Here is a 24076-nt window from a genome sequence, read left to right as displayed (position 1 = left end):
TGAACTCTGCATCAAATATTCTATATCCATTGGTCAGGAAATTGTCAAGCAAATGTGCTTTATGGGATGTAATATTCGTTTCTTGCCACACCTCTAGCTTCTGATTGGGAGAAGAAACTACAAGCTTCTGTAATCTAAATCTACGTTTCATCTGTTCACAACCTAAATTAAGAATATGGATCGTCCGAAGATATATTAACATAAATATAATAATAATGATATAATTAATTAATATCATACAAATTTAGGGGGAAATATTTAATGGATGCACAAGTTTTTATTTATAGTGTGGACACCAGTTCGTTCTACACCGATCAGGAATACAAATTACATCGAAGACTTAACAAACGTTATCGATTAAGGAAAATCCTCGTTAAGTTGAATAGAGAGTGCTTAGCAGAAAATGAGTATCACCGTAAAGTTACTCTTCTTCTTTCGAAGATTAACATCAAAATCAATACTCTGAAAGAACAATTAAAAGGCCTAATGACAAGTCATCAGACAACTAGACACCTAAGGCCAGAAGCAGTGATTAATAAAAAAAACATAATCTCTGTATTTGAATCGACTTTAACACGTACTTTGAAAATGCAGCCAAACCAGCTCTCGGAAGATATCATGGTTGTCCAGACATATTATTTTGAAATACTAAGAAGTCTGATATACAAGGGTTATATGTACAACGGAGAGAAATACATATGCTTCACTGCCAGTGCAGGACAAATACGTACGAAGAAAACTCTCTTCATTAAGGAAGCTATATACAACCAATACCGTGAGTCTCTAATGTGTGGTTTAACTATAGATAAGATAAACCTTCAGGGTGGGGTTAATATCAATAAATATTTAGCTTATCTGGCACTATGCAACAGTGCGACGGATGAATGGCATAATTTTGACATAAACAAGGCCATCGTGGTTGATGACATGGAAACAACACTCCGGAGTACGGTTGATTTTATTGATGACCAAACATATGAAATCACCAGACAAAACATGGATATTCCCATAGAACATACGGATGGCTGTGGCATGATCCTGCCCAAAATCAGCAAAAAGAGCATGATGATCAGACTGCCCTGGGTAAAAGGCCTGCTTGTCCCTTTCCCTTTCGATAAATTTGTTCGCGAAGCCAAGAAAAAAGGAACAAAGTGCGGGATTGTGACCGACATCTATGGGAAGCAATACGATATTTTAAAAGAGGATATTCAGATTATTTTTACAAGAAGCCAGTTCAAAATGTGGAAATACTATACTTCATGGGATGAGTACAAACATCATTTTCTTCAGCATCAATGTCATGCCAGCAAATGTAACGAGGAAGAAGAGCAAATTGTGAACGGTAAGTCCAACTATCAAATATTGCAGACCCTCACTGATTTTTCAAATGATGAATTATTGGAATTGAGCAGCAAGACCAGAGAAAAAATTATGAATATCGGATCGGATCGAAAGACCATGCTGAAAATTCTAGGTGTTACCGGTACTAACCAAAACAAAAATTACTTCCAGCAAGCTTTGGAGATCTACCCAGAACTTCTGAACGACACCTATAGTCGAGAAATACTGAAGCAAGTCAAGAAGAGCATTGTAAAAAATGCGCGAGCCGGCAAAATAGACATCAGTGGAAAATATACTTTTATTAGTCCAGATCTCTATGCATTTTGTGAATATTTATTTTTGGGTCATAAGAACCCTAAAGGCTTATTGGATCATGGCGAGGTCTTCTGTTCTCTATACGATGATGAGGAAACCCTTGATTGCTTAAGAAGTCCTCATCTTTATCGGGAGCATGCTATTAGAAAAAACCTCAATAAAAAAGAAATGCGGCGGTGGTTTAGCACCAATAACCTATATACCAGTTGTCATGATCCTATCAGTAAGCTGCTGATGTTCGATGTTGACGGTGACAAAAGCCTCGTGTGCAACGACAAAACCTTAGTTAACGTCGCTCAGCGTAATATGAACAATATCTATCCTTTGTATTATAGAATGGCCAATGCCAGTGCTGAAATGATCAATAATCAGAATATCTACCGCGGCCTAACTGCTGCATACTCTGGAGGAAACATCGGCGTAATAAGTAACGATATATCTAAAATTTGGAACAGTGATACTATCAATCTTGATGTTATCAAACTATTATGTATGGAGAATAATTTTACAATCGACTATGCCAAAACACTCTACAAACCTGAAAGGCCGAAAATTAAAAAAGAGTTAATTACGTCCTATACGGCATCAAAAGTCCCTCACTTCTTCAGGTTTGCCAAAGATAAATTACCCGATCATGTTGAAAGCCTAAACCAAAGCACAATGAACAGGCTCGCCGAGTATATCCCTAATCCAAGACTCCAGTTCAAAGCACTCAATTTAGGCAGTTTTGATTATAGAATGCTTTTACACACTAAAAGTCAATCTATTCCTTTAAATGAAGGAATCATCAGAAAATACACGGAGCTTGACTTGCAAAAAAGATTCATGGAACTAGGCACGCTTGATCATTATGACTCTTCTGAAAATCTCTATGTCTATATCGATATTCGAGAGCAGCTTATGGCACTGAACAATAACCCCAGGGAACTAGTTGATATGCTTGTTGAGTACTTATACCAGCACAAGAATAGCAGCTATAAAACTACATTATGGTCGAGTTTTGGAGACATCTTGGTTCAAAATTTGAAAAACAATGTGATCAAGACATATAAAGATGAATTTATCCTTTGCGATAGCTGTGGCCTAAGAATAAAAGCAGCACATCACCGAAAGACTTTCTGCGATGCCTGTTCATTGAAGAAGGAAAAGGAGCGTAAAAGAATCGCATGGCATAAACTTAAAAATAAATATAATAACACTAGCGAAATATAAAAAACCTATAAAACCGTATGAACATTGAGTTTTTGAAGAATATCTAATCAAACAATAACATCTCCAAATTGCAAAATCCCCCCGTACTACAAGGGATTTAAAGATTAGGCTTCATTTTCGTAAAAGTATTTAAGGGAGAGCAGGTGAACGACTGAATTCGGTTACGTTCTGATTTCAGTACACTCGCTCTTTCCCTTTGTTATATATCATCATTTACGAAAGGAGGCTTAGCCTAATTTGAACAAAAAGGATTTGATTCATGCCGTTGCGTCCCATACCGATTATGCCAAAAAAGACATTGAAGGAATCGTAAATGGTGTCTTTAACGAGATTACGAATGCATTGTACTATGGCGAGGAAGTGAACATCGCTTCATTTGGAAAGTTTATTGTAAGGACAAGGACTACCCGAAAAGTCCGAAATCCGCAGACCGGGGAAATCATGGACATTCCAGCTGCCAACGTCCCTGTGTTTAGAGCAGCTCAAAAACTGAAAAATGCTGTTCTATGATAATTTGTTTCCTAAAATAAAATAAATATATATTTTGAGGTTTTATGATAATTGATCGACTTAAAGCTTTTCTTGGTAAGCCTCATATATTCAATACTGATATTCCAGTATACTCCCCTACCCTTTTAGACATAGCAGACATCGGTGAAATTGAATACTCCATACATATAACCCTCTGTTCATTCAATATTCGAACGATTCTCGTTAACTTATTTGGTCTTTCTGAAACGGATATCATCAGACTTATGGATGAGGATCCTTACGACCTGCTTACAAGCCATCCCTCCATTCCTGAGTACATATCCAACGCCTACTCCTTCTTCGTCAAAGATCATGTTTCTTATCATCCGGTTGCTAAGGCCTTTAATATAGGTGACAAACTTCTGGTTAACTCAGACAATTATATGGAAATGTACAACGTTATCAAAGAATTGAATGGACTAAAGGATTCGAAAGAATCCCCAGCAAAGTTCAAGAATAATAAGGCTAAAGAATTATTTGAGAAAATGAATGCCCTTAAAACAAAAAACGCTAAAACTACGGGGCTGGATATCAAAGATATCCTCTCGATTATTTGCTGTGCAGAAGGTAATGGAATTCATGTATTCAATGTATCCAACCTCACCGTCTATCAGATGTATGAACATTTTGAACGCATAAACTTGAAGGAAAACCATAACCGGCTGCTGCCCGTCTGGGCTAACGGCTATCTCAAAGAGAATTCCCAGCTGCCTGAATGGTTAGTAAGAACAAAATTCTAATAAAAATCTATTTATGATCCCTAGGAGGAAATAACTATGCTAAACCTTGGTAAATACGGTTCCCGTGATATTCTTAAACTTCAAATCTTCGATTACGCCACTAAGAAACCGATCATGACGTTTGACTACGCCAACACGGCTTCCCAAGAAATGACCTCTTCCCGTGTTTATGCGATGGGTGCTGGCTCACGTCGTATCGCCTGGGACGGTGAGAAAACGGCAAAATTGACTATGGAAACCCAACTCTTTTCCATGCAGCATCTTGCGATGCTGGCAGGGGAAGAAATCCGCAAAGGCAAACAAAACATCTATAAAACGGAAGTGGTTACCGTTCAAGACAACGGTACCGGTACAAAACAAGTCACGCTATCCAAGCCACCAATTGGAACTATTAATGAAGTCAGCGTCCATCCTTATATCAATGGAATTAGTACGGATGCTGCCCAAACAGTTTCCTCAATCACAGGAAATGTCGTAGAGCTCGACGCTTCTGCAACCGTAGCCGTTGGTGCTGAAGTTGAAGTGTACTACCAATTTGAAGCAGCAGATGCGAATACACTCTCCTTTACTGCTACTGGATTCCCTAAATACGTTTATATGGTTGGAGATACTTCCTACACCGACGAAGTAACCGGTGAAATTGTTGGCGCACAGATTGTATATCACAAAGCTAAAATTGATCCGAACTTTACAATCAGTATGTCGGCAACTGGGGATCCAAGCTCTCTGAGCTTGGTATTCGACCTCTTCCCTAAGAAAATTGAGGATGTGGATACCATCATTGATATGGTAATTTACGAAGACTAATCAGTTACTGGAAAGAGACAGGGCTTACGCTCTGTCTCTTCCCCATTTATAAGACATTTCATAGAGTCTTCTTCGAACAAGAACACTGTACCAAGTGTCTTAACAGACACCAAAAATTAATCTTAAGGGAGAACCATAACATGACAGAAAAAAAATCAGCTAAAAAGCTAACGACACAGGCCTTAAAGAAACTTGAGAGCGAATTGAATGTAAATAAAACCGTTCCTATTTTGAATAACACTTATGAGGTTAATATTCAGCAGGTTTTCCGAGAATCTCGCGTAGAAGCTGTAGTGATCCAATATCTCGCACTTTTGCAAGAATTGAAAAAACGAACGGATTTAAATGACATGCTGATTGCAGGCACGGTCGGATTATTGAACAGTCTCATCATCAAGGAATTTACCAGCATTCCTTACCCACAGTGCAAATCGATAGAAGATCACATCAAGGTCTCGCACGTTCTACTCGATACAGGGATTATGAACGAAATTTTCGACTCCTTTATTCCGGAGGAACTACGGAAGATAGAAGATAAATTTAAATCAACCAATCAAAATCTAGGAGAAATTCTTGGTGAATTAGCTCTCTCCTCTTCTCTGGAATAAATACATTCAATTCTTAATGTGAAGGAAGTGAAATCAGCATATGGCCGATGATTTAAAACTTTTTATATCAGCACGTCTGGATATGAACCAGTCAATCAAAGATATTAATAAACAAATCTTAGCGCTATCCACTAATCTAAATTTAAAAAAATTGAATCTCAGCATATCTGTCGATGGCGCTATTATAAAAACATTAAAAAGTATTACGACTGCAACTGACAAACTCAATGCACTATTATTATCCCAGAGCAAAGCAATCACAAACAATGCATCTTCATACCAGCGCCTTAATACGGTTATAGGCAGTACCAATAGGAATACCCAATCTCATAATCAATTGATCCAAAGTTCTAAAATCGCAAGTGAATTGAATAAAAACGCTGTGCAATCGGAAACCGCACTATTTGAGAAGCAAAAAATTACACTTCAAAGCCTAAATAGACAAACTCAACAACTCGTGGCTACCCGAAAAACCCTAAACAACAAACCTGTCATACATGGTTCTGCTCCGGATCAACCTTCTGCCCCTGACCCCAATAATCAAGATGGAGCAGTTCTAACCACAGGGCCGTCACTTGTGAGAAGAATGGAAGCCTGGAATATTATGACGGCTGCTTTTAGAGCTCCATTGCAAATGTTACAAAACGGTGCTCAATATGTTAATCAATTGGATACGGCCATTACAAATCTGACAAGAGCTACGAGTGGCTCATCCATGGAGATGCAGGCTTTCCTTCAGGATGCTAATGCAGTGGCTAACGACATTGGCGGTCTAACTGTACAAGTAATCGACTCAGCGACAGAATGGGCAAACTTGGGGTATACCCTTAACCAATCTAAGGCCCTCGCCCAACAAACATTGGTACTGCAAAACGTCGGAGACTTTGACTCAACGGAGCAAGCGTCCAAAGCACTTCTGTCCACTATCAAAGGTTTTGGGGTTGAGATCGACAATGAAGGAAAGAACGTAGCAAATATCGTTGATATCTACAATGAAGTTGGTAATCAATTCAGCATCAGCTCTCAAGGTATCAGTGAATCCATGAACAGTTCAGCAGCGAATCTAAATGCCGCCGGTAACACAATTGAAGAATCCGTAGCCATGATAGCAGCGGCTAACACTTCCATTCAGGACCCTGGAAAGATTGGCAAAGGTCTAAACACCATCTCGAAACGCTTAAGAGGCGTTGGCGAGAATGGTGAAACACTGACCGAGATTCTCCCCTCACTTGATTCAAAGTTTGCTGCCATCGGTCTCACGCTGAAAAAAAGCGACAACACCTATAAAAGTACATTTGATATATTTCAAGAACTTTCTTCCGTATGGGATCGCCTCTCATCCACTGAACAAATTGAGATAACGCAACTCATAGGTGGAGATCAGCAAGCGGTTGCTGCAAGCATCCTATCTAATTGGCAGAATGCACAAGGGGCATTACAAGCCGGACTTCAATCATTTGGCAGCGCAGCCCGTGAAAATGAAGTTTACCTTAACTCCTTACAAGGTAGAATTGCTGCCTTTACAAACGCAGCCAACTCTTTTTGGAGCAACAGTTTATCCACAGAATTCCTGAAGGGTGTCGTGGATGCCGGAACCGGATTAATTAAATTCCTTGATAACTTGGGTAATACAACCGTATTAGTCACTGGACTTCTACTGACTTTCAGACATAAAGCCATCGGAGATTTAATCTCTGGTGCCGGACAAGCTGTATTAGCTCTGTTTGGAGTTCGCAAAGCGATTGAAACCACCGGAGTTGCTGCCAATACAACTGCTGTTGCTCTAACAGGTATGCAGAGAGCACTCGGTATCTTTGGTATATTAATGTCAGTAGGTTCACTCATTTACTCAATATTTAATCAACTCAGTAATAGTGCTTCTCAAAGCACTGAGGAATTTGACAATCTTAAACAAAGCGTTGAAAATTCCACTCAAAATATAGCGCAGCTTCAGGGTTTAAACGAACAATATAAAGCGGGTAACAAATCGCAAGAAGAGTTGTTGTCTATCCGTCAGCAGATGGCAGGAATAATGCCAGGTATAGTTTCTCACTATGATAATGAAGGTAATGCTGTTTATAAAACAAGTGTAGAAATCGATAATTTAATTGCTAAAGAAAAAGAGTTATTGGTTGCAAAACAACGCAGTCTGTCTCTCAAAGCGTCAGAAACGTTAACCGAACCTGCTAAAGATATTGATGCTGCTAACAAGGAAATAGAAAGAAATCAAAAAAAGTTTCAAACTACTAACGCCAATAAGCAAGCAGCCGAGTATATGAGTTTATTTTTGCATGATAACCAATTACAGTTAGATCAAATGTTTTCACAGGACAATCGAGAAAAATTAAAGGAAATGCAAAATGGTATAACTGATATTTTTAACGAAAATGGCCTCGGTAAAAAAGAAATCAAAAGCTTTAGACTTGATATTGATTGGGGTAATAATGATATACACGAGTTTGTAGAACAAATGAATTCGGAGTTTGCCACAATTGATGAAACCATAAATGCTAATAAGGCTATAATTGATGAATCAAAACTGAAGTTCGTTGAAACATTTGGATCTATTAATCAGGATTTACTAAACAAATCAGGTATTGAGGATTCCAATATTCGGAATATGCTTGATAAAATTGCTGAAGATTATATTAATTCTGTCAATATAACTGAGGAAAATAAAAATCAAGTAATTGGGAATTATCGAGATCTCTCCAAAAATATATTGGATGCAATTGGAGCAGAAAAAATAGACCTTAACAAGATGATCGAAACTGGAAATTTTGAGGGACTCAAATCTATACTTGATTCCGTATCAGCTAAATTTATTGATGTTGATGAAACTGTTAAGCAGTTTGCATCCTCTACAGATGACTCAAGCAAAAAAGTAGATGTGTATAACGATTCATTAAATCAAGTTAAATCAGCCTACGATGCTTCATCTGAGAAAATATCATTATATAATAAACTACTTAAGGACAATTCATCCGAAACCGGATTAAATGCTAAAGAAGTATCTGAGTTAATAAAAAAAGATCACTCATTAATTGAGCTTTTTCAAATTGAGAATGGCCATATTAAACTTAACACTTCTTTAGTCAAAGCTAGGAAACAAGCTGAATTAAGCTCTTTCAAAGAAATAATGGAAGCCAGAAGAAAAGATGTAGAGAATCAGAACAAAAATCTACGCTCCAAATTAGCCTCATGGGGTATTGAAGTAGATGCTATTACAACCGTAGCAAAATTAGAAGCCGCAAAAGCAAAATTATATGAAAAGGAACCCTCGAACTGGCAAGATGTTCATCCAGATAGTGTCGGCGGAAACAAAACTGAGGCCGAGGCTAAAGTATCTGCACACAACCAAAATGGAAAAAAAGAGTCCCGACAATTTTTCAAAGATGCTGAAAAACATCTAAATGAAGTATTTGAATTGAATACTATATTTAAGCTATTATCCGAATCTCTTAATGAAAGTACAGGTACCAATTCAAAATCCATCTCGAATAGCTTGAAAGATACTGGTACGCAATTAACTAATAACAATAAAGAGCTTACCGAAACACAAAAAACACTGAAAGAAATCGAGAACAGTTTTGGAAAAATACATTCAAATCGAACCAAGTATAACAAAGGATCTCAGTCCTATAGAGATACCCTAAATGAAGAAATTACCCAATTAACAAAACGAAAAAAGCTTTATGATGAAGCTCTTACTAACCCCAAAAAATTAATCACAGGTACCGAAAAAGGCTATGTGCCTACCTCAGAAGAAATTGCCACAGCTAAAACCGAAGCAGAAACAAAATCTAGAGAATCTGCAGATAACATATACAAACTTCGAACAGAAGTCATTGAAAGCACCATTATTCAATCCAATAACAAATTAGATAAAACTGAGAATTCCATCAATAAGTCCAAGAACAAGCAATCTGGCTATGATAGCCTGTCTGCAGAATGGCGAAAAGAGGGAATGTCCCAAATAAGTTATCTTGAACGAAAACAAAAGGAGCTATCCTCTCAAAACGAGAACACCAAAAAACTTATCAATCAATACAAGATTACAGGCGGAGAGTTCCAGCAACAACTAGATCAAAACGATCTGGAGATAGAGAAAATTGAAACGGAGATTCAAGAAAAACGTTACGCTGTTCTTATCAGCAGCCTTGATCAATATGAGCAGAAACGTAAACAAGAATCTCTAAAGATTGAGGCATCCGAAACCAGAAGCTCCTTGCTAGACTCCGCCTCTCCTGAATTTCGCAAAGAGCTTGAAGAGCAGCTAAAGTGGAAGGAAAAAATCCGTAAACTTGACGAGGCTGAAATCAATACCATTAATGAAAAATTAAAAAACACAAACCTCCTTCCAAAGGATGTTGCTTCTCTTAAGGAGAAATTAGAATCATTAGAAGGACAGAAAATAGCTGTTGAAGTCGAAATTGATGATATTAAGGGTAATATCGTAGACAGTCAACTGGAGGAATATTCTGATCAAATCAGGGATAAAGATACGGAACTAAAAATCATACAGGATAACCTTCGCAATTTAGAAAAAGGTACTCCAGAATATACGCAAGAGTTAATGAAGCAAATCCCACTCATTCAAGATAAAATCAATCTGAATCAAGCTGAGATTGCCTATTTGGAAGCTCAAACGAAAAGAACTGATATTAGCATTGCTAAGCGAAAAGAATATAACCAGTTGTTAGTGGATGCAAAAGAAACTAATCGTTCATTGTTACATGATGAAAGATCACTCCGATTGGAAATAACCGATGGAATTCTCGAGGATTACAAGAAGGCAATCAACAAACGCAAAGAGCTCGAACTCTCTGCTATAGACGAAAAGATGAGAGCCGAGGACGAACGCCATAAAGAAGCGCTCAAACATCTTGACGATGAATTTAAAACGTTTGAAAAATATATAAATGCCCAACTGAAAGCTATGGATCGGCAAAACACCTCGGACGATTACGATAAGGAATTAGCCAAGAAGTTTAAGGAAAGACAAGAAATCATTGATAAAATCAATGTTTTACAGCTCGACAATTCAATGGAGGCCAAAGCAAAACGTAAAGATTTACAAGGGCAGCTTGATGCTAAGAATGAGGAAATCGATGAATTCAAATTACAACGAGATCGTGAGACATCCAAGCAAACCCTTCAAGATTTGTTGGATGACCGTAAGGAATATCTGGATCAAGTTCGCAGCCACGAAGATGATCAATACGAGGAATCACGCCAGAAAAATGAACAAGAGAAAAAAGATGTTGAACGGAAGTACAACTCTTTGCTTAATGATGAGAAGAATTTTTACCGTCTTAAGCAAGGTCTTCTAAGCGAAGATAAAGCTGTTGTCAAAGCTACAACGGAGGAAATAAAGCTATTTTATACGGAGCTGTATGCTGAACTTGAACAAGCCCTTATCAACCATAAAACCATAACCCAGCAAGAATATAACAATATAAAAAATGGCTTTGATCAAAGTAACGGTAATCTGGATCATTACGGTAACAACGCTGGCTCTGCTCCAGGCGGCACCACTGGAAATGCATCGGATTCCAAAATCACTCCAGACGTAGCCAAAGCATGGACAAATTATCTTGGCAACAAAAAACTGGCAGAAGAATTTCAAAAAAAAAGAACAACCTATGACAAGAGTTCCTCCGATTATAAAAAACTGTCTAATCGGATTAAAGAGCTAAGTGATGAAAACCAAAAGTACCGGAACGATTATGAATTTAAAGACGGCTCTTATGAAGAATTAAAGGTATTGACTGGCTCGTCTATTTTTAATGCGGCTACAGGTGGCCTGACCCCTGCCTGGGGTTCGGAAGGTAAGTTCCTGCTTGCACATGAAAAAGAATTGATATTGAACAAATCGGATACTTCCAATCTGCTTAAGATTGTGGACTTCACCAGGAAAATTATTGACTCCATAAAAGGAAGCTTTAATCATGATGCTATCAGAACAACTTCCACCTCTACCCAAACTGACAACAGCATCAGAATTGATCATGTATCCATTCATGCAGACCAACAGGATACGGGAAAAAATCTCCTAGAAAAGTTTGAAACTGCACTCAGCACAAAACTTAAACATAGAACGATCTAATCACGTAGCTTCTCCCCTCTTCTCCAAAGAAAGGAGTGTATTTCTTGTTAGGCGAAATAGATTATAATTTGAAACCAACCAAGCCTCAATATTTCATTGCTAAACCTAATCGCGAGATTATTAGCAAGTTAAGCGAAGCTTACAATGTCAGTCGAACCAATAAATTAAATGATGTTGATGAGCTCTATCTTACAGTACCGTATCAAGTGGATGTCAACCATAAACTAATCAAAAATAAAAATATTAACCTCCTTAAAGAACGATACTTATTAAAAGTCGTTACAGATCAACAAACAGATTGGTTTATCATTAAAGAGATTAATGATAACTCCAGCGATTCAGAAAACTCCAAAACCATTCGCTGTCTGGCCTTAGCACATGAACTAACGGATAAAGCCATTCGAATGTACTTAGGTGAGTCTTATCATGCCAGGCAAGTATTGAACGATCTGACAGCTAACACAACCTGGACACCTGCCTACATCGATGCCGATTTCGAGTTAACATACAGAACCTTTGATTTTCCATCCACCAATGTACTTGATGCTATTTTTTCTGTTGCTGAGACTTATAACGCCATTGTGCATTTTAATACGGATAAACGGGAAGTAAGCCTAACTAAACCTGAATTGACCGGCTTAAATCGTGGATTGACCTTTTCTTACGGTAAATACTTAAACAGCTTGGGCAAAACAGTACAAACTGATGAAATGGTTACGAGGTTAACCGCCAACGGAAGTGATGGATTAGGAATCCAGAAAGTCAATCCAACCGGTCAGAACTATATCGAGAACTTCGGTTATTTTATGTACCCTTTCCAAAGAGATGCTCAGCGTCATGTTCTAAGCTCCAGTCATCATATGAGTGATTCATTATGTCATGCGCTAATTGATCACCAAGAACTCGTAGAAGCTAATTCGGGATTATTCAACACCCATTACACGGAGCGCCAAAAACTACAGAACCAATTACTTCAGCTCGAAAGCGATCTGCAGCGTTTACAAAGAGATGAAGCTAATGTAACCAGTACCATGATTTCCCTTCAATTCGATGGAAAAATGTTCTTCGAAAAGTATGTTCATCAAGGCTCAAGTCAGAGATCCTTTACGATTGATCAAACCTATGCCTATGCAGTCATGATCAAAGTGGATAACACAATAGGCGTAACCGTTAATCTGGATGGACAAGCCAGATCCGTAATTTCAAATCAGTGGGTGCTGCTCGGAAAAATTAAAGCTCAATCAAGCTCGCAAGTAATGATTAGCGGTGGGGATACTGGAATTTTTATACAATTGGTTAGCATCAATCTCGGAGAACTCAATACCCCTAATAATGAAGCTGCTATTGTTAATCGATACAGCTTGGATCATAAAGAAAATCAGGTAAAGTTAAAGGAACTTGAGATTAATACTATGACGGCGGCAATCCAACAGATTAACGAGGAAATCGATATTCTGCAAGCTAGGCTTCTTGCCAAGAATAACTTTACACCAGATCAGCTTCAAGAGCTGAATTATTATGTGATAGAACGAGAGTTTAACGATGATACCTATGTTGACGAACAAGATCTCTATCAGGCAGCATTAGAAAAGTTCAAAGAATTACAACAGCCTCAATTGTCCATTGATATCGATATTGTTAATTTTCTTGAGGTTGTAGAGGAACAACGGAATTGGAGTAAACTTCAGCTTGGTGATTTCGTCAACATCAAATACGAGCCTACGAACACACACGTAACAGCCAGAATAACGGAGATTGCTTACAACTACGAAAATTCCAACATCAATCTCACTCTTTCCAATGCCAAAAGCGTGAACGATGAATCCACCCGAATCGAGAAGTTCCTCAATGATGCCAAGAATACAGCTGTTGTAGTCGATCTCAATAAGACCAAATGGGGCAAGGCAGTTGTTGATACTTCAGAGATGAGCAAGTTATTTGATCAGTTCTGGAATAAAGTGACCAATGACATTAATATGGCATCGAACGAGTTTGTAACGATTGACCACAAAGGAATTACGATTATTGATCCTAATGACCCTCTTCGATTCCTTCGCGCTACCCATGGTGTCCTTGGTTTAACCCGTTCCGGGGGACTTCGTTATGAAACTGCAATAACGGCTGACGGATTAATTGCTGAGATGGTGCTTGGTAAAATCATTCTCGGTCAACGCGTAGTCATTGGCGATACCACGGGTGTATTCACAATCGAAGGCTCCAGGCTCATGATCGACGACCGTTGCGGCCGTGAGGTCGTTAAGCTTGGCTTATTATCAGAGCAGCCGGATAAATTCGGATTCTATCTAAACCGATATGGTTCATCCAATTGCAGTGATACAAACAAAGTCAATCGTGTATCCATGACAGCCGACGAAGGCTTTATTATCGAACGGTTTAGAAACGGTATTGCGGAGAAAACATTTGGTACTACTCTAGATGGTGACCTATTCATAAAAGCCGGCGTCAATGATCAAGTATTCACGATTGATAAGAATGGATTAGCGTTAGGTCACAGCATTTGGGGTTATGCTCCTTTCCGCGCGGATTACAGTGGAAATGTATGGATGTACAAGTTGTATGCAGAAGATGCTGAAATTACAAAAAGCATCTTTAAAGATGGTCATATCGAAGGTTCGTCGCTGACACTAAGGGATAGTAGCGGCGGAGTTATTAAAATGTTCCCGGAGTACGGTCTCTGGTTCGGAAGCGATGAATTTGATGATGCTCCTGCCAGCATTAGCATGGATGGCACGGCGAAGTTTAAAAAAGGGCAATTCATTGGCCCTAACGGAGACATACTCATTGATGCTGAAGCTGGTTACATTGACATGGATAATCTCGATATTATCAACATTGGCAAACTCGTTGCAGAAACTTTACAGGTTAATACCATTCTTGCAGACCAGACTTACATTAATGATTTAACTGTAAATAAAGTGAAGACCCTTCCTAAAGATGCAAATATCGGAGAGTATGTTGATTATATTGAAATCGAAGATAACTATATCCGATTCATTACTGCTAAAGTCAATCAGCGTGAACATGCCAAAGATTCTCGGGGACGGGAACTATACTGGCAAGACAGCGAGAAAAAGATACTAACTACAGAAGTAACAGCTATTAAAGCCTATGCCTATAGTTTTAGACCAGAAGACATAAAGATTAAGCAAGAGATCAGTTTCACTGGCAGTGGTACCGATGCTGAACCTATTCGTAAACTAGGTACTGGTGACGGCGGAACGAATGATCGTGCCAAACTGGTTGAAACGAAATATCGAGGCGGATTCAAACAAGAATATAAAGCGAGTAATAATAGCAGGTTGAGAAGCATTGACCTGTCGGATAACGGTATTAAGATTATCTCGGAAGAAAATCCAGTAACGGTAGAGTCCAAAGATGTGACGCTGGAAGTTAAAGCTGGTACAGCCAAAATCGTCCACTCTTCAGGCTCCTTCATCGAGATCGCTCCGAATGGAGCGATTAACATCAAATCAACAGGCGCCATGAATTTTGAAGCTGGCGGTAACATGAAGTTTACTGCTCCGAGAATTGATTTGAACTAATTCAGTAGACGGAGGTGTCAATTATTTGGCAGGAATAGCTACACACGGATCTGCTTCAGCCCCCGTTACAAAAAATGGACATGTGACCTATTCGGTATACGAGTATGAAATAATAGAGAATGGATATTGTGATAATCATGATCCTATTACGAATGAATGCTTATGGTATATTGATCCGATATATGGTTGGGTCAATAAACGACAAGGCAACACAGGAGCTCGTATAACAAGTACGGGGGTCAACTCAACTAAAAATGTATATGTTAATAGCAAGAGCGTTTCAACAATAGGAGATGTTTTGAACGAAAACTGGATAGCTAGTCCCCCTGTCCCTTCCAACACCTCAACAATACAGTATAGATATATCTCACCTGGGACTTCTGATAACGGTCAAGGTAACGTATCAACAGGCAGTTCTACTCTCTTTATAAATTCAAAAGCCGTTGCCAAAATCGGCTCCCAAGTGACAACCTGTCTTGGAGAATTAACCGTTATAACCACCGGCAGCTCGAATGTATTTACAAGCTGACATTTACAGTCGCTTAAAAGGAGGTGATACATATGACTATACGCGATGCACTCTACTTTTCTTATGCTGGTAAAAAATCAGTGGATTATGGGATTATCAACGTAACGATGAGTTCTGGCATGTATGAGGAATCTTTGGCACCATCAAGATCCATTCAGGAAGTATCCATTAAGGGGCGTGATCGCCCCTATTTTCAAGGAACCAAAAAAGATCCCCTCAAATTTAACGTCTCTTTTGCTTTTGAAGATACCTGGGATACCCAAAAAATCAGAGAAGTGACTCGATGGCTGACCGAACAAGAGTATTATCAAGAGTTATACTTCACGAATGATTTGGGACGTGATCCTGAAAGAATATTCTATGCTTTGTTTGTTGATGATCCTGTACTCGTACATAACGGAATTCGTGAAGGCTATGTCAATTTGACTGTTCGATGTGACAGTCCCTACTCTTATTCTCCCATTTTTACTTCCCGTTTATATAAATGGGATCAACATAAATATCATTTAAATGTCAACAACTTCAACGCAGGTGATAAAGCCTCGACAATCGTGGACATCGATGACCAGCTTATCCTGAATCCGCATCGAACGAAATGGAGCGACTATGCTTCCTCTATGCAATGGTCTGACCTAAATCCTTAAAGAAAGGAGTTTATCATGGCAACAACAACGAACAAATTAGGTTTAACGAAGCCAGAATTCACAGATGAAATTGAACATACGATTATGGCACTGGCCAGCAATTTCCAGAAAATCGATGATGATTCCAGTACCTATGTAGATGCTCCTCCTACTTCTGGAATATGGCCATCCAAACATATTTTACATGCCAACCAACTCTCGATCGGTGGATACCTCGGATGGGTTAATGTTCGATCCGGTACGGCGGCTCCCATCTGGAAAAGCTTAAATACCTACAATAACGGTGCTGTTATTGTACCTAGCAAGGATAATGGGCATTTTTATACCTGTATTCAATCGGGCTACTCCGGTCTAATCGAACCGATCTTCCCTGTCTCCAGTGGTGGAGAAGTTCAAGATACTCGAGGTGCCAATCAATGGAACCCTAATCACTACTACAGTGTAAATGATATTTCTTTCCCTACCACAGATAATGGTCGTTTCTATGTCTGTATCCAGGCTGGAGAGTCCGGTGATGTGGAGCCGAATTGGATCATCGTAGATGGTGCGACTACCTATGACAAAAATGCGGTTTGGGCAAGCTACCGTATTGCCAAATGGAGGGAAAGCGGTTCAGCCGTTCTCTATCGCCCCTTTGGGAAGATTGACTAAGGGGTGATGACATGGCAAATTGGCTGGCTTTAATTAATCTTAAGGGGGACTATACTTCCCCTATACTCGATCTTCCTTTGCGAGCGGACGGAGTTATAAGCAAAGTGCTTTGGCAGTCCGAACAACCTAGTGGCAGTCAGGTCATCGTACAGACCAGAGTCAACCTGAACGGATATGAATGGAGTGACTGGAAAACTTGTATGAACGGTGGCCCGTTTCCTGATTTAAATGACGATAGTCACTTAAATCATCCGCAATATATGTTTCGTATCTTATTCAAAACTGCCTCGTACCAATCTAAGCCACGATTTAAATCCATTCAATTTGAATTCGAACCTGTTCTCGTTTTTGACAACAAAGGTGACTTGGATTGCAAGCCCGAGGTTTGGATATCCAAGTATGAGAATGGGGATTTTTCCATAGAGAATCTTTCGCATAATCAAGAGGAATTCAAATTCACTGAATTAATTGATGGGGAAACATTGTATGTTAACAATGAAACGGAAGATATTGAAACCACGCTTCCTGTTACCTATCGCTATCGTAACTTTAATGATAACTATCTTCATTTTCCAATAGGTAAAAATGTGCTGCGCGTTAACGGTAAAGCGGACATCAAATTCAGGTATCAATTCAAAACACTTCAGTGAGGAGGTGAAATTTTGCCTGACTTAATCACTCAATTACAATATAACGATCCATTAACGATTATTGCTAGAAAAGGTACCGTAGAAGATCCTTACATCGATAGGGCCGATTCCCTTCCCGTCATTAATGGAATTATTACTCTCTTAGAGTTACCTTCTCTCCAAGACCGGGTCAGCATTGCCGGTATGATAGAAATTGACCAGGAAATTTTTGAGCAACGAAAAATAATTGAATCCCATGAATTCTTGGTGAACTACGCTAGCGGAACTGTGCAGGTTCATCCTTCCTTAGAAGGCAGAACACTACTGTGTCGGTTTAAAGGCCGAGGATTAATTATGTATCCAGCCAGTAGAATCTATGCTCTGGTACGCCGTCATCCAGATGTGGTCGTAACGCTACAAGATTATATTTCAGAAATCGAGCAGAAGCTCGCTGAGAATCAATCGCTTATCGGCAAGGTTGAACAGCTCATTACTGAAACCAGATTACTCATTGACGAGTCACGTAAGTCAACGGATAATGCAAACCGAGCTGCAGATGAAGCTGATCGCGCTAGGGACCAAGCAATGGATGCTTTTCAAACAACCCGATTAGTGTTCAAACCAACCGTCGCTGATATGAAGGAATTACACACTACATATCCCTATCCATCCGTTGGCTGGACCGTTCAAACGTATAGCGATGGTGTTCGATATCGATATGACGGAATCCAATGGGTTCCCATTGATATTTTCGGCGCTAATATTCAGCCTGTTAATGAATTCAGAGATGGCCTTATGTCGGTGGCTGAGCACCTCAAACTAAAATCTTTCCCTTATGAGCTCAAAGAAAGAGTGGTTATCTTCTGTCTTCCTTCTTACATTTTCCAAGGAATTCAGGAGGTCATTGTGCCCTTCCCTTTTGATGGTGAGATTACTTCCGTTCATGCGATTTGTAAAGTACACGGGGACACGGAGACTGAGATCAGTATCGAGAAGAGCAGAAATATAGTGGACTGGTCTAACATTCTAAGCAATAACCTGCACTTCCGGGCGCTAAGCAATTTTGACGATAAAGCAGTCTCTTTCACCTCAAACAAGGTGACAAAAGGAGACATGTTCCGTGTGAACGTCCTAAAGCAAGGCGTCAATATCCAAGGAATCACCATCGAATTAAAAATAAAAATATAAATGTAGAGGAGTTTTTAACAATGACTCAACCCGTTATTTCATGGATGAATAGTACACATACTCAAACCGTAACAGCTCCATTTGATTTTGGCGTCATTGATGCTGGTGACCTAGGGCCAGCTTACCAATTTAACATTTGGAACAACAAGGGCGGAACAACCGATGTTTCAAAAATGGAGGACTGCACGATTACAACACGTGACATGTCCGGCGGTCTTGGTAATACCATCGGTAATGAAGTCGAAGTCGTTAAGAACAATTGGTTTCACGCTCAAGTAGACTCATTAGGCGAATCAGATTTGGATCAGCCAACCTCCATTATCGGAAAGGATGCTTCCAAGCCCATCGGCACCACGGGGCAGACAACCAAGGATCATACTGGTGCTACCTATCCTACTCCATTCGTTCCGGCAGCTAAAGAAATTCTAGGCGTAAATAATAATGGTAACGCTGTAGATGCAGCAGGAAACTATGCTACAGTAACCCTTCGAGCAGCCGTTCCGCTTGATGCCAAAAGCGGTAAGCAGCAATTCAAAATCAGGGTCTCCTACCGTTACGTCTAAAACTCAATAGAATGATTACTTTGGACAGGTGCACCATGCACCTGTCCCTTTTTCATACTCACAATACAATGGAGGGTACATGCATGATTCTAGGCGACAGAAAATATAGTCACTCCCCTGTTCAGAACCAATCCTTTATTTGGATTGCAGATTATTACGATAAATCATACTCTTCCGAATTTGACTTTGAAACCAAGAAATCCAACAGTTTTTATGATATTGATAGAGATAAATTAATCCGATTCGGCCTCATCGGTGAAGGTTCTCAAGTATTTTTTGACGTCGCTAACGGGGTTTTCAACATCAATGGACATCGTATTATGATCTCCTATGCAACGGAGAACTCAGAGTATCCATTAACAGGAAGAACATTTCTGTACAACGACATTATCACTTATAAAGATGCCGTTTCAGATGCGGATCTATTCACCAGAAAAGCTGTGAACGGCAGGTTCAATCACACCATTACTTCATATAACATCGGATACAAAAAGAGAATGGAACTCGAAGAAGTTATCATTTGCTTTCAAAATATATTAACCATTCCTTTTAATGAAGCCTTGTATCTCCAAATCAAATTATCAGCCAATCAGGATTTGAGCGGATCCTTAATTATCCGAAGAGATGGCCTGATTACTGATAGGATACCCGCTCCGTTAATCAAGGATATGGCAGGCATCATCCATTGGGAAATTAAATAACGAGGTGATAATAATGAATTCATTTTATATTGACGATTACAAGCGTGTTTGGGGTAACCAAACGATCCATGGCGAGACCGAGATCATCACAGGTACCAATGACGAACTTCATATTTTTACCGATTCCGATTCTTACTCGCTAACCCTCCGTCCAGGTAAATACCATACTGAATATACAACCAATGTTTCAGAACTGATCAACGAACTCAAATATCAAATCTCTATAAGCCCACTCCCTGTTAACGCACTATTAGGTGGATATCACAAAGATCAAAAGTATAATATCGTCGTCCTGCAGATGACAAACGGGAAAGATATCGTAGATATTACAGGCTCATTCTTTGATAGCTTTATTGCTTGATATCCCCCAATCCCATTAAGAAAGTGGTGAGAAAACATGGCTACTCAAGAAATTGGAATAACGCTAGATTTCTCCAAAGGTTCTTTTGACAACATTACATACGTGAATAATACCCTGCAATTAATTGAAGAAACCAAAGATGATGCCGGGAATGGTGTTTATCGTAATTCAGGAAGCTGGGTATCCGAAGCTTTATTTATAAAGGACAAGGTTACCTCATTTAAACGTATTTCCCGAAATGTAGCTATCAAAGGCAACGGCTCGTACAAAATCTTCACCTCCTCCTCCCCTGACCAATTGAATTGGACTCCCTGGGCAGAGATCAATTATATGGATGGGAGTATCTCCACCCGCGTAGATCAATACGCTAAAGTAAAAATAGAGCTGTTTGCTCATAAAACAAACACCTCTTTTTCCATTGATGACTTCACTATTCCAGATAAATACTCAAATCCTTTTATAAATAGTTCCGATGGAGTTTTAGAGTTAAAGACCCTATATCCTCATGTGGGATCACAAGATATGAATTGGAATGATATCGGAAAACTATTTGTGACGAAAATTAGCAAATCAAATTATAAGGCAATCAACAAGATAGAGGTGATTTAAATGCCCATGCCAGCAACAACAGGACAGTTAAGAATGAGCATTCAAGACATGCAGATTGGTGATTACATTGCTTGTGGATACAAGGCTACCACTAATACTATAGGGGAATTTAGCAATCTTGGCGTGGCTACTGGAAATGAAATCCCTGCAACTGGGGCTAGTGCTCCAGACGGATTATTCTACCTTATTAAGGTTGATACTGGTTTGCTAATAGCTGATAGAGTGATACAAAATACCATCACTTGGGATGTTTTAAATAATAATCGAATTATGCAACGTGGACCAATGGCAGGCAACATTGTTAAGCTCGTAACAAGTGCAAGTGAAGCAAATGGTATTGTTACAGCTAGTTTTTCTGGTTCAGATGGGGAAGCCTGGAAAGCATTTAACGGAATCGCAACTAATTGGCAAGATCGATGGTATGTTAACATCTTCTCCCCTGGAGCTTGGATACAATACAAGTTTGATACAACTAAAAGAGTTGAACATTACAGTATAGTCAGTGTAAACGAAAGTGTAGGTGCTAGACGCGCGCCAAAAGATTGGACGTTTGAAGCTTCAAATGATGGAGCCAACTGGCTTGTTTTAGATAGTAGAACTAACATCACTTGGAGCACTGCTGGAATGGAGCAATTCTTTAATGTGACTCAGAATATGGGGAGCTACCAATACTACAAATTAATAATTAATGCGAATAATGTCGATCCATCGATGGAGCTAGCAGAGTTGAGGATGTTTGACGTCCCTTATACTGTACGTTCCCTTTCGGGGGGCGTTGCTTTTGCTGATGCCAACGGAAAATTGTCACTTACCGACAGTGGTTTTGGGAGTTGGCCTATAAATAATGAATGGGATAAATACATTGCTAACTTTCCAATGAAATATATACAACCGGGAAAAGTGCTAGACAATGTATTTCATTACAGTAACATTTATACTTTGTGTCAAGATACCATTATGAAGAATACAGTTTTCGGTGGAGTTACGATTTCAAACAGCACTTATAGAACAGAAAGAGGGAATCGCGCTCCACATGAGTTTGCTTATAGAGGAAGTAGTGTTTCAAACGCATTAACAGGTTTTCGTCCAGTATTTGAATATAAGGAGGTGTAAAATGTGGCAACAATAGGGCAAGCATTAACAGCCCCTGAGAGTGGTTGGAAGAGAATGAATGCTGATCATCCACTGGTGTTATACACTGGAGCATGGACAACGCAATCTAATGCTGCGTTCTCTGGTGGGATTAATAAATACTCAAATAGTGTAGGTAACACGATATCTTTTACTTTTATAGGAACGAAGTTTAGGTATATTGGGCAGTACAACACTACTTCTAAAACGCCAGCATCTATATCGATAGACGGTGTGACAGATCAAATCCATTTCTTGTCAAATACTTTGGTGAATTCAGTATTGATATATGAGAAAACTGGATTGGTTGAAGGTAAACATACCGTCGTTATCACCATAAATGCAGCAAACGAGTATCAGTCATTACAAGGCATTGATATTGACTTCACTGGTCGCTTCATTCATCCAAATGAAGTGCTTGAAATTAAAGACCTTGATATAGGCAATCGTATCCGTTGTAATTATTCTGCGACAGTTGGCGTAGCAGGTACATTCAAAGGGCTTGGGCAAGAAACGACTGGCTTCATACCAGTTGCTGGGACAGCTACTCCTAACGGTGACTTCTATTTCATTATGGTTGAAGATACTAACAAAAGGAAGATTCTCATAGCTGATCGCAACATTCAATATACCATCTCTTGGGACGCTTTGAACGGAGCTGGTTTTGCAAGTGGAAGTGGGATTCCATTTAACATTACACCAGGTCCAATAGGATATAGTTTTGCTATACGACTTCTTTCTGGTGGTGTAGAAAGTACAGATAAAGATAATGAATGGGATGAGCACATCGTTAACTCTACACTTAATGGAACAATCGTATCTGGTGATAATGCTGTGTGGAATTGGAGTGGCAATTCTTTTGCATGGACAAGCACTACACTGAAAGGAAATAGTTCTAACAGAACTGTTAGAGGGAATAGTGCTGTGGCAACATGGACCTCTTCAGATGCAATCCTTTCTAATGGAGGAGGTTTTCGACCAGTTCTTGAAATTATAATGCTGCCAATGGTAAATTCGTTGATTTTATCTGGTGGAGAATACAAGAAGTACAAACCTGGGAAACCTTTAACTCCTGACATTGTTCAAGAAACAATACCTGCAATGACATCAAATACTGCCCCTAATGGGCTTGCATTTGCGAGCAGCCAGTTTTCTGATAGTTATGCGGCATGGTATGCCTTCAATAAAAAAGATGACTACGAGGGATGGGCGATGCGAACAGGTTCTACCTCGTATCTTGGTTATGGATTCACAATACCTAAAACAATAATTAAATATGCCGTTAGGAGTGGAACTTTACTTACTGAGTTACCAAAATCTTGGACCTTATCAGGTAGTAATGATTCAACGAACGGGGCAGATGGTACTTGGAATCTGTTAGATAGCCAAACGGGGCAAACATGGACAACGAACTACACTGATAAAGACTACACTGTGAAGACACCAGGTTCATATAAATTCTTTAGAATAAACATTACCGAGAATAACGGAAATACTGCTTATATAGGCATAAATGAATTAAAATTATATGAACTGGTGAGACCAGGAAGCCCTGCTATACCATCGTCTTGGGAAACAGTTTCATCTACTTTGCCTAATGTTGACACTTTTATTAGTGAAGGAATGGATGATCTGTCAATACTTGAAAGAAAACTAACAACTTTCGAAATCCCTATGAATGGCAACACAGCATCAGGAGAAGTGCTGGGAGTAGGAAGAATGTTTAAGGAAAGAATCGATCTTAATAAGTATATCGATATCAAGATAATCAATGTGAAGTAGGGCGTACTGCTCTGCTTCTTTTTATTTTGTTAAAATAATGTGTTTATTAAGAATGGAAGGTG

Annotated in this window: 18 protein-coding genes; all 18 read left to right on the top strand. The window is 39.2% G+C overall.

The genetic code is table 11. The annotated features are described in order from the left end of the window. Positions 1 to 261 precede the first annotated feature (261 nt). The 18 genes from M2277_RS12950 to M2277_RS12865 all read left to right on the top strand — a co-directional run bounded on the left by M2277_RS12950 (position 262) and on the right by M2277_RS12865 (position 24014). On the top strand, positions 262 to 2868 hold the full coding sequence (locus M2277_RS12950) for an RNA dependent RNA polymerase (protein ID WP_280754893.1): 2607 nt from the start codon (positions 262 to 264) through the stop codon (positions 2866 to 2868). A 237-nt stretch (positions 2869 to 3105) separates the two neighbouring features. Beyond that, a complete protein-coding gene (locus tag M2277_RS12945) occupies positions 3106 to 3378 on the top strand; it encodes an HU family DNA-binding protein (protein WP_280754892.1) in 273 nt (90 codons plus the stop codon). Positions 3379 to 3422: 44 nt separating this feature from the next. Beyond that, positions 3423 to 4139, top strand: a complete 717-nt coding sequence (locus tag M2277_RS12940; protein WP_280754891.1) for a hypothetical protein — start codon at positions 3423 to 3425, stop codon at positions 4137 to 4139. Positions 4140 to 4175: 36 nt separating this feature from the next. Continuing rightward, positions 4176 to 4946 carry a hypothetical protein gene (locus M2277_RS12935; protein WP_280754890.1) on the top strand — a complete coding sequence of 257 codons (771 nt, stop codon included), beginning with the start codon at positions 4176 to 4178 and terminating at the stop codon, positions 4944 to 4946. Between the two features lie 140 nt (positions 4947 to 5086). Next, complete coding sequence (locus M2277_RS12930) at positions 5087 to 5554, top strand: hypothetical protein (protein ID WP_280754889.1); 468 nt, start codon at positions 5087 to 5089, stop codon at positions 5552 to 5554. A gap of 40 nt (positions 5555 to 5594) precedes the next feature. Continuing rightward, positions 5595 to 11663, top strand: coding sequence for a phage tail tape measure protein (locus tag M2277_RS12925; protein ID WP_280754888.1), 6069 nt, complete (start codon positions 5595 to 5597; stop codon positions 11661 to 11663). 44 nt (positions 11664 to 11707) lie between these two features. Next, the gene (locus M2277_RS12920; RefSeq protein ID WP_280754887.1) at positions 11708 to 15226 is read left to right on the top strand and encodes a phage tail spike protein; all 3519 of its coding nucleotides are present in this window, start codon (positions 11708 to 11710) and stop codon (positions 15224 to 15226) included. Positions 15227 to 15251: 25 nt separating this feature from the next. Beyond that, positions 15252 to 15755, top strand: coding sequence for a PAAR domain-containing protein (locus tag M2277_RS12915; protein WP_280754886.1), 504 nt, complete (start codon positions 15252 to 15254; stop codon positions 15753 to 15755). Between the two features lie 32 nt (positions 15756 to 15787). Then, complete coding sequence (locus tag M2277_RS12910; RefSeq protein WP_280754885.1) at positions 15788 to 16399, top strand: phage tail domain-containing protein; 612 nt, start codon at positions 15788 to 15790, stop codon at positions 16397 to 16399. 15 nt (positions 16400 to 16414) lie between these two features. Beyond that, positions 16415 to 17050 carry a hypothetical protein gene (locus M2277_RS12905; protein WP_280754884.1) on the top strand — a complete coding sequence of 212 codons (636 nt, stop codon included), beginning with the start codon at positions 16415 to 16417 and terminating at the stop codon, positions 17048 to 17050. 11 nt (positions 17051 to 17061) lie between these two features. Continuing rightward, a complete protein-coding gene (locus tag M2277_RS12900; protein ID WP_280754883.1) occupies positions 17062 to 17700 on the top strand; it encodes a phage tail family protein in 639 nt (212 codons plus the stop codon). Positions 17701 to 17712: 12 nt separating this feature from the next. Continuing rightward, entirely contained in the window at positions 17713 to 18867 is a 1155-nt protein-coding gene (locus tag M2277_RS12895; RefSeq protein WP_280754882.1) for a hypothetical protein, read from the top strand. A gap of 20 nt (positions 18868 to 18887) precedes the next feature. Next, a complete protein-coding gene (locus M2277_RS12890; RefSeq protein WP_280754881.1) occupies positions 18888 to 19430 on the top strand; it encodes a hypothetical protein in 543 nt (180 codons plus the stop codon). An 83-nt stretch (positions 19431 to 19513) separates the two neighbouring features. After that, a complete protein-coding gene (locus M2277_RS12885) occupies positions 19514 to 20131 on the top strand; it encodes a hypothetical protein (protein WP_280754880.1) in 618 nt (205 codons plus the stop codon). Between the two features lie 13 nt (positions 20132 to 20144). Next, positions 20145 to 20492 (top strand): hypothetical protein, encoded by a 348-nt coding sequence (locus M2277_RS12880; RefSeq protein WP_280754879.1) that lies wholly within the window; start codon positions 20145 to 20147, stop codon positions 20490 to 20492. Positions 20493 to 20528: 36 nt separating this feature from the next. After that, on the top strand, positions 20529 to 21101 hold the full coding sequence (locus M2277_RS12875) for a hypothetical protein (RefSeq protein WP_280754878.1): 573 nt from the start codon (positions 20529 to 20531) through the stop codon (positions 21099 to 21101). Between the two features lie 6 nt (positions 21102 to 21107). Beyond that, complete coding sequence (locus tag M2277_RS12870; protein ID WP_280754877.1) at positions 21108 to 22214, top strand: hypothetical protein; 1107 nt, start codon at positions 21108 to 21110, stop codon at positions 22212 to 22214. 3 nt (positions 22215 to 22217) lie between these two features. Beyond that, entirely contained in the window at positions 22218 to 24014 is a 1797-nt protein-coding gene (locus M2277_RS12865; protein ID WP_280754876.1) for a hypothetical protein, read from the top strand. Positions 24015 to 24076: the final 62 nt, after the last annotated feature.

The organism is Paenibacillus sp. LBL (assembly GCF_029893715.1).
GTDB classification, from domain to species: Bacteria; Bacillota; Bacilli; order Paenibacillales; family Paenibacillaceae; genus Paenibacillus_AQ; species Paenibacillus_AQ glucanolyticus.
Note: the sequence above shows the minus strand (reverse complement) of the source record. Positions and strands in the feature narration are given on the sequence as shown.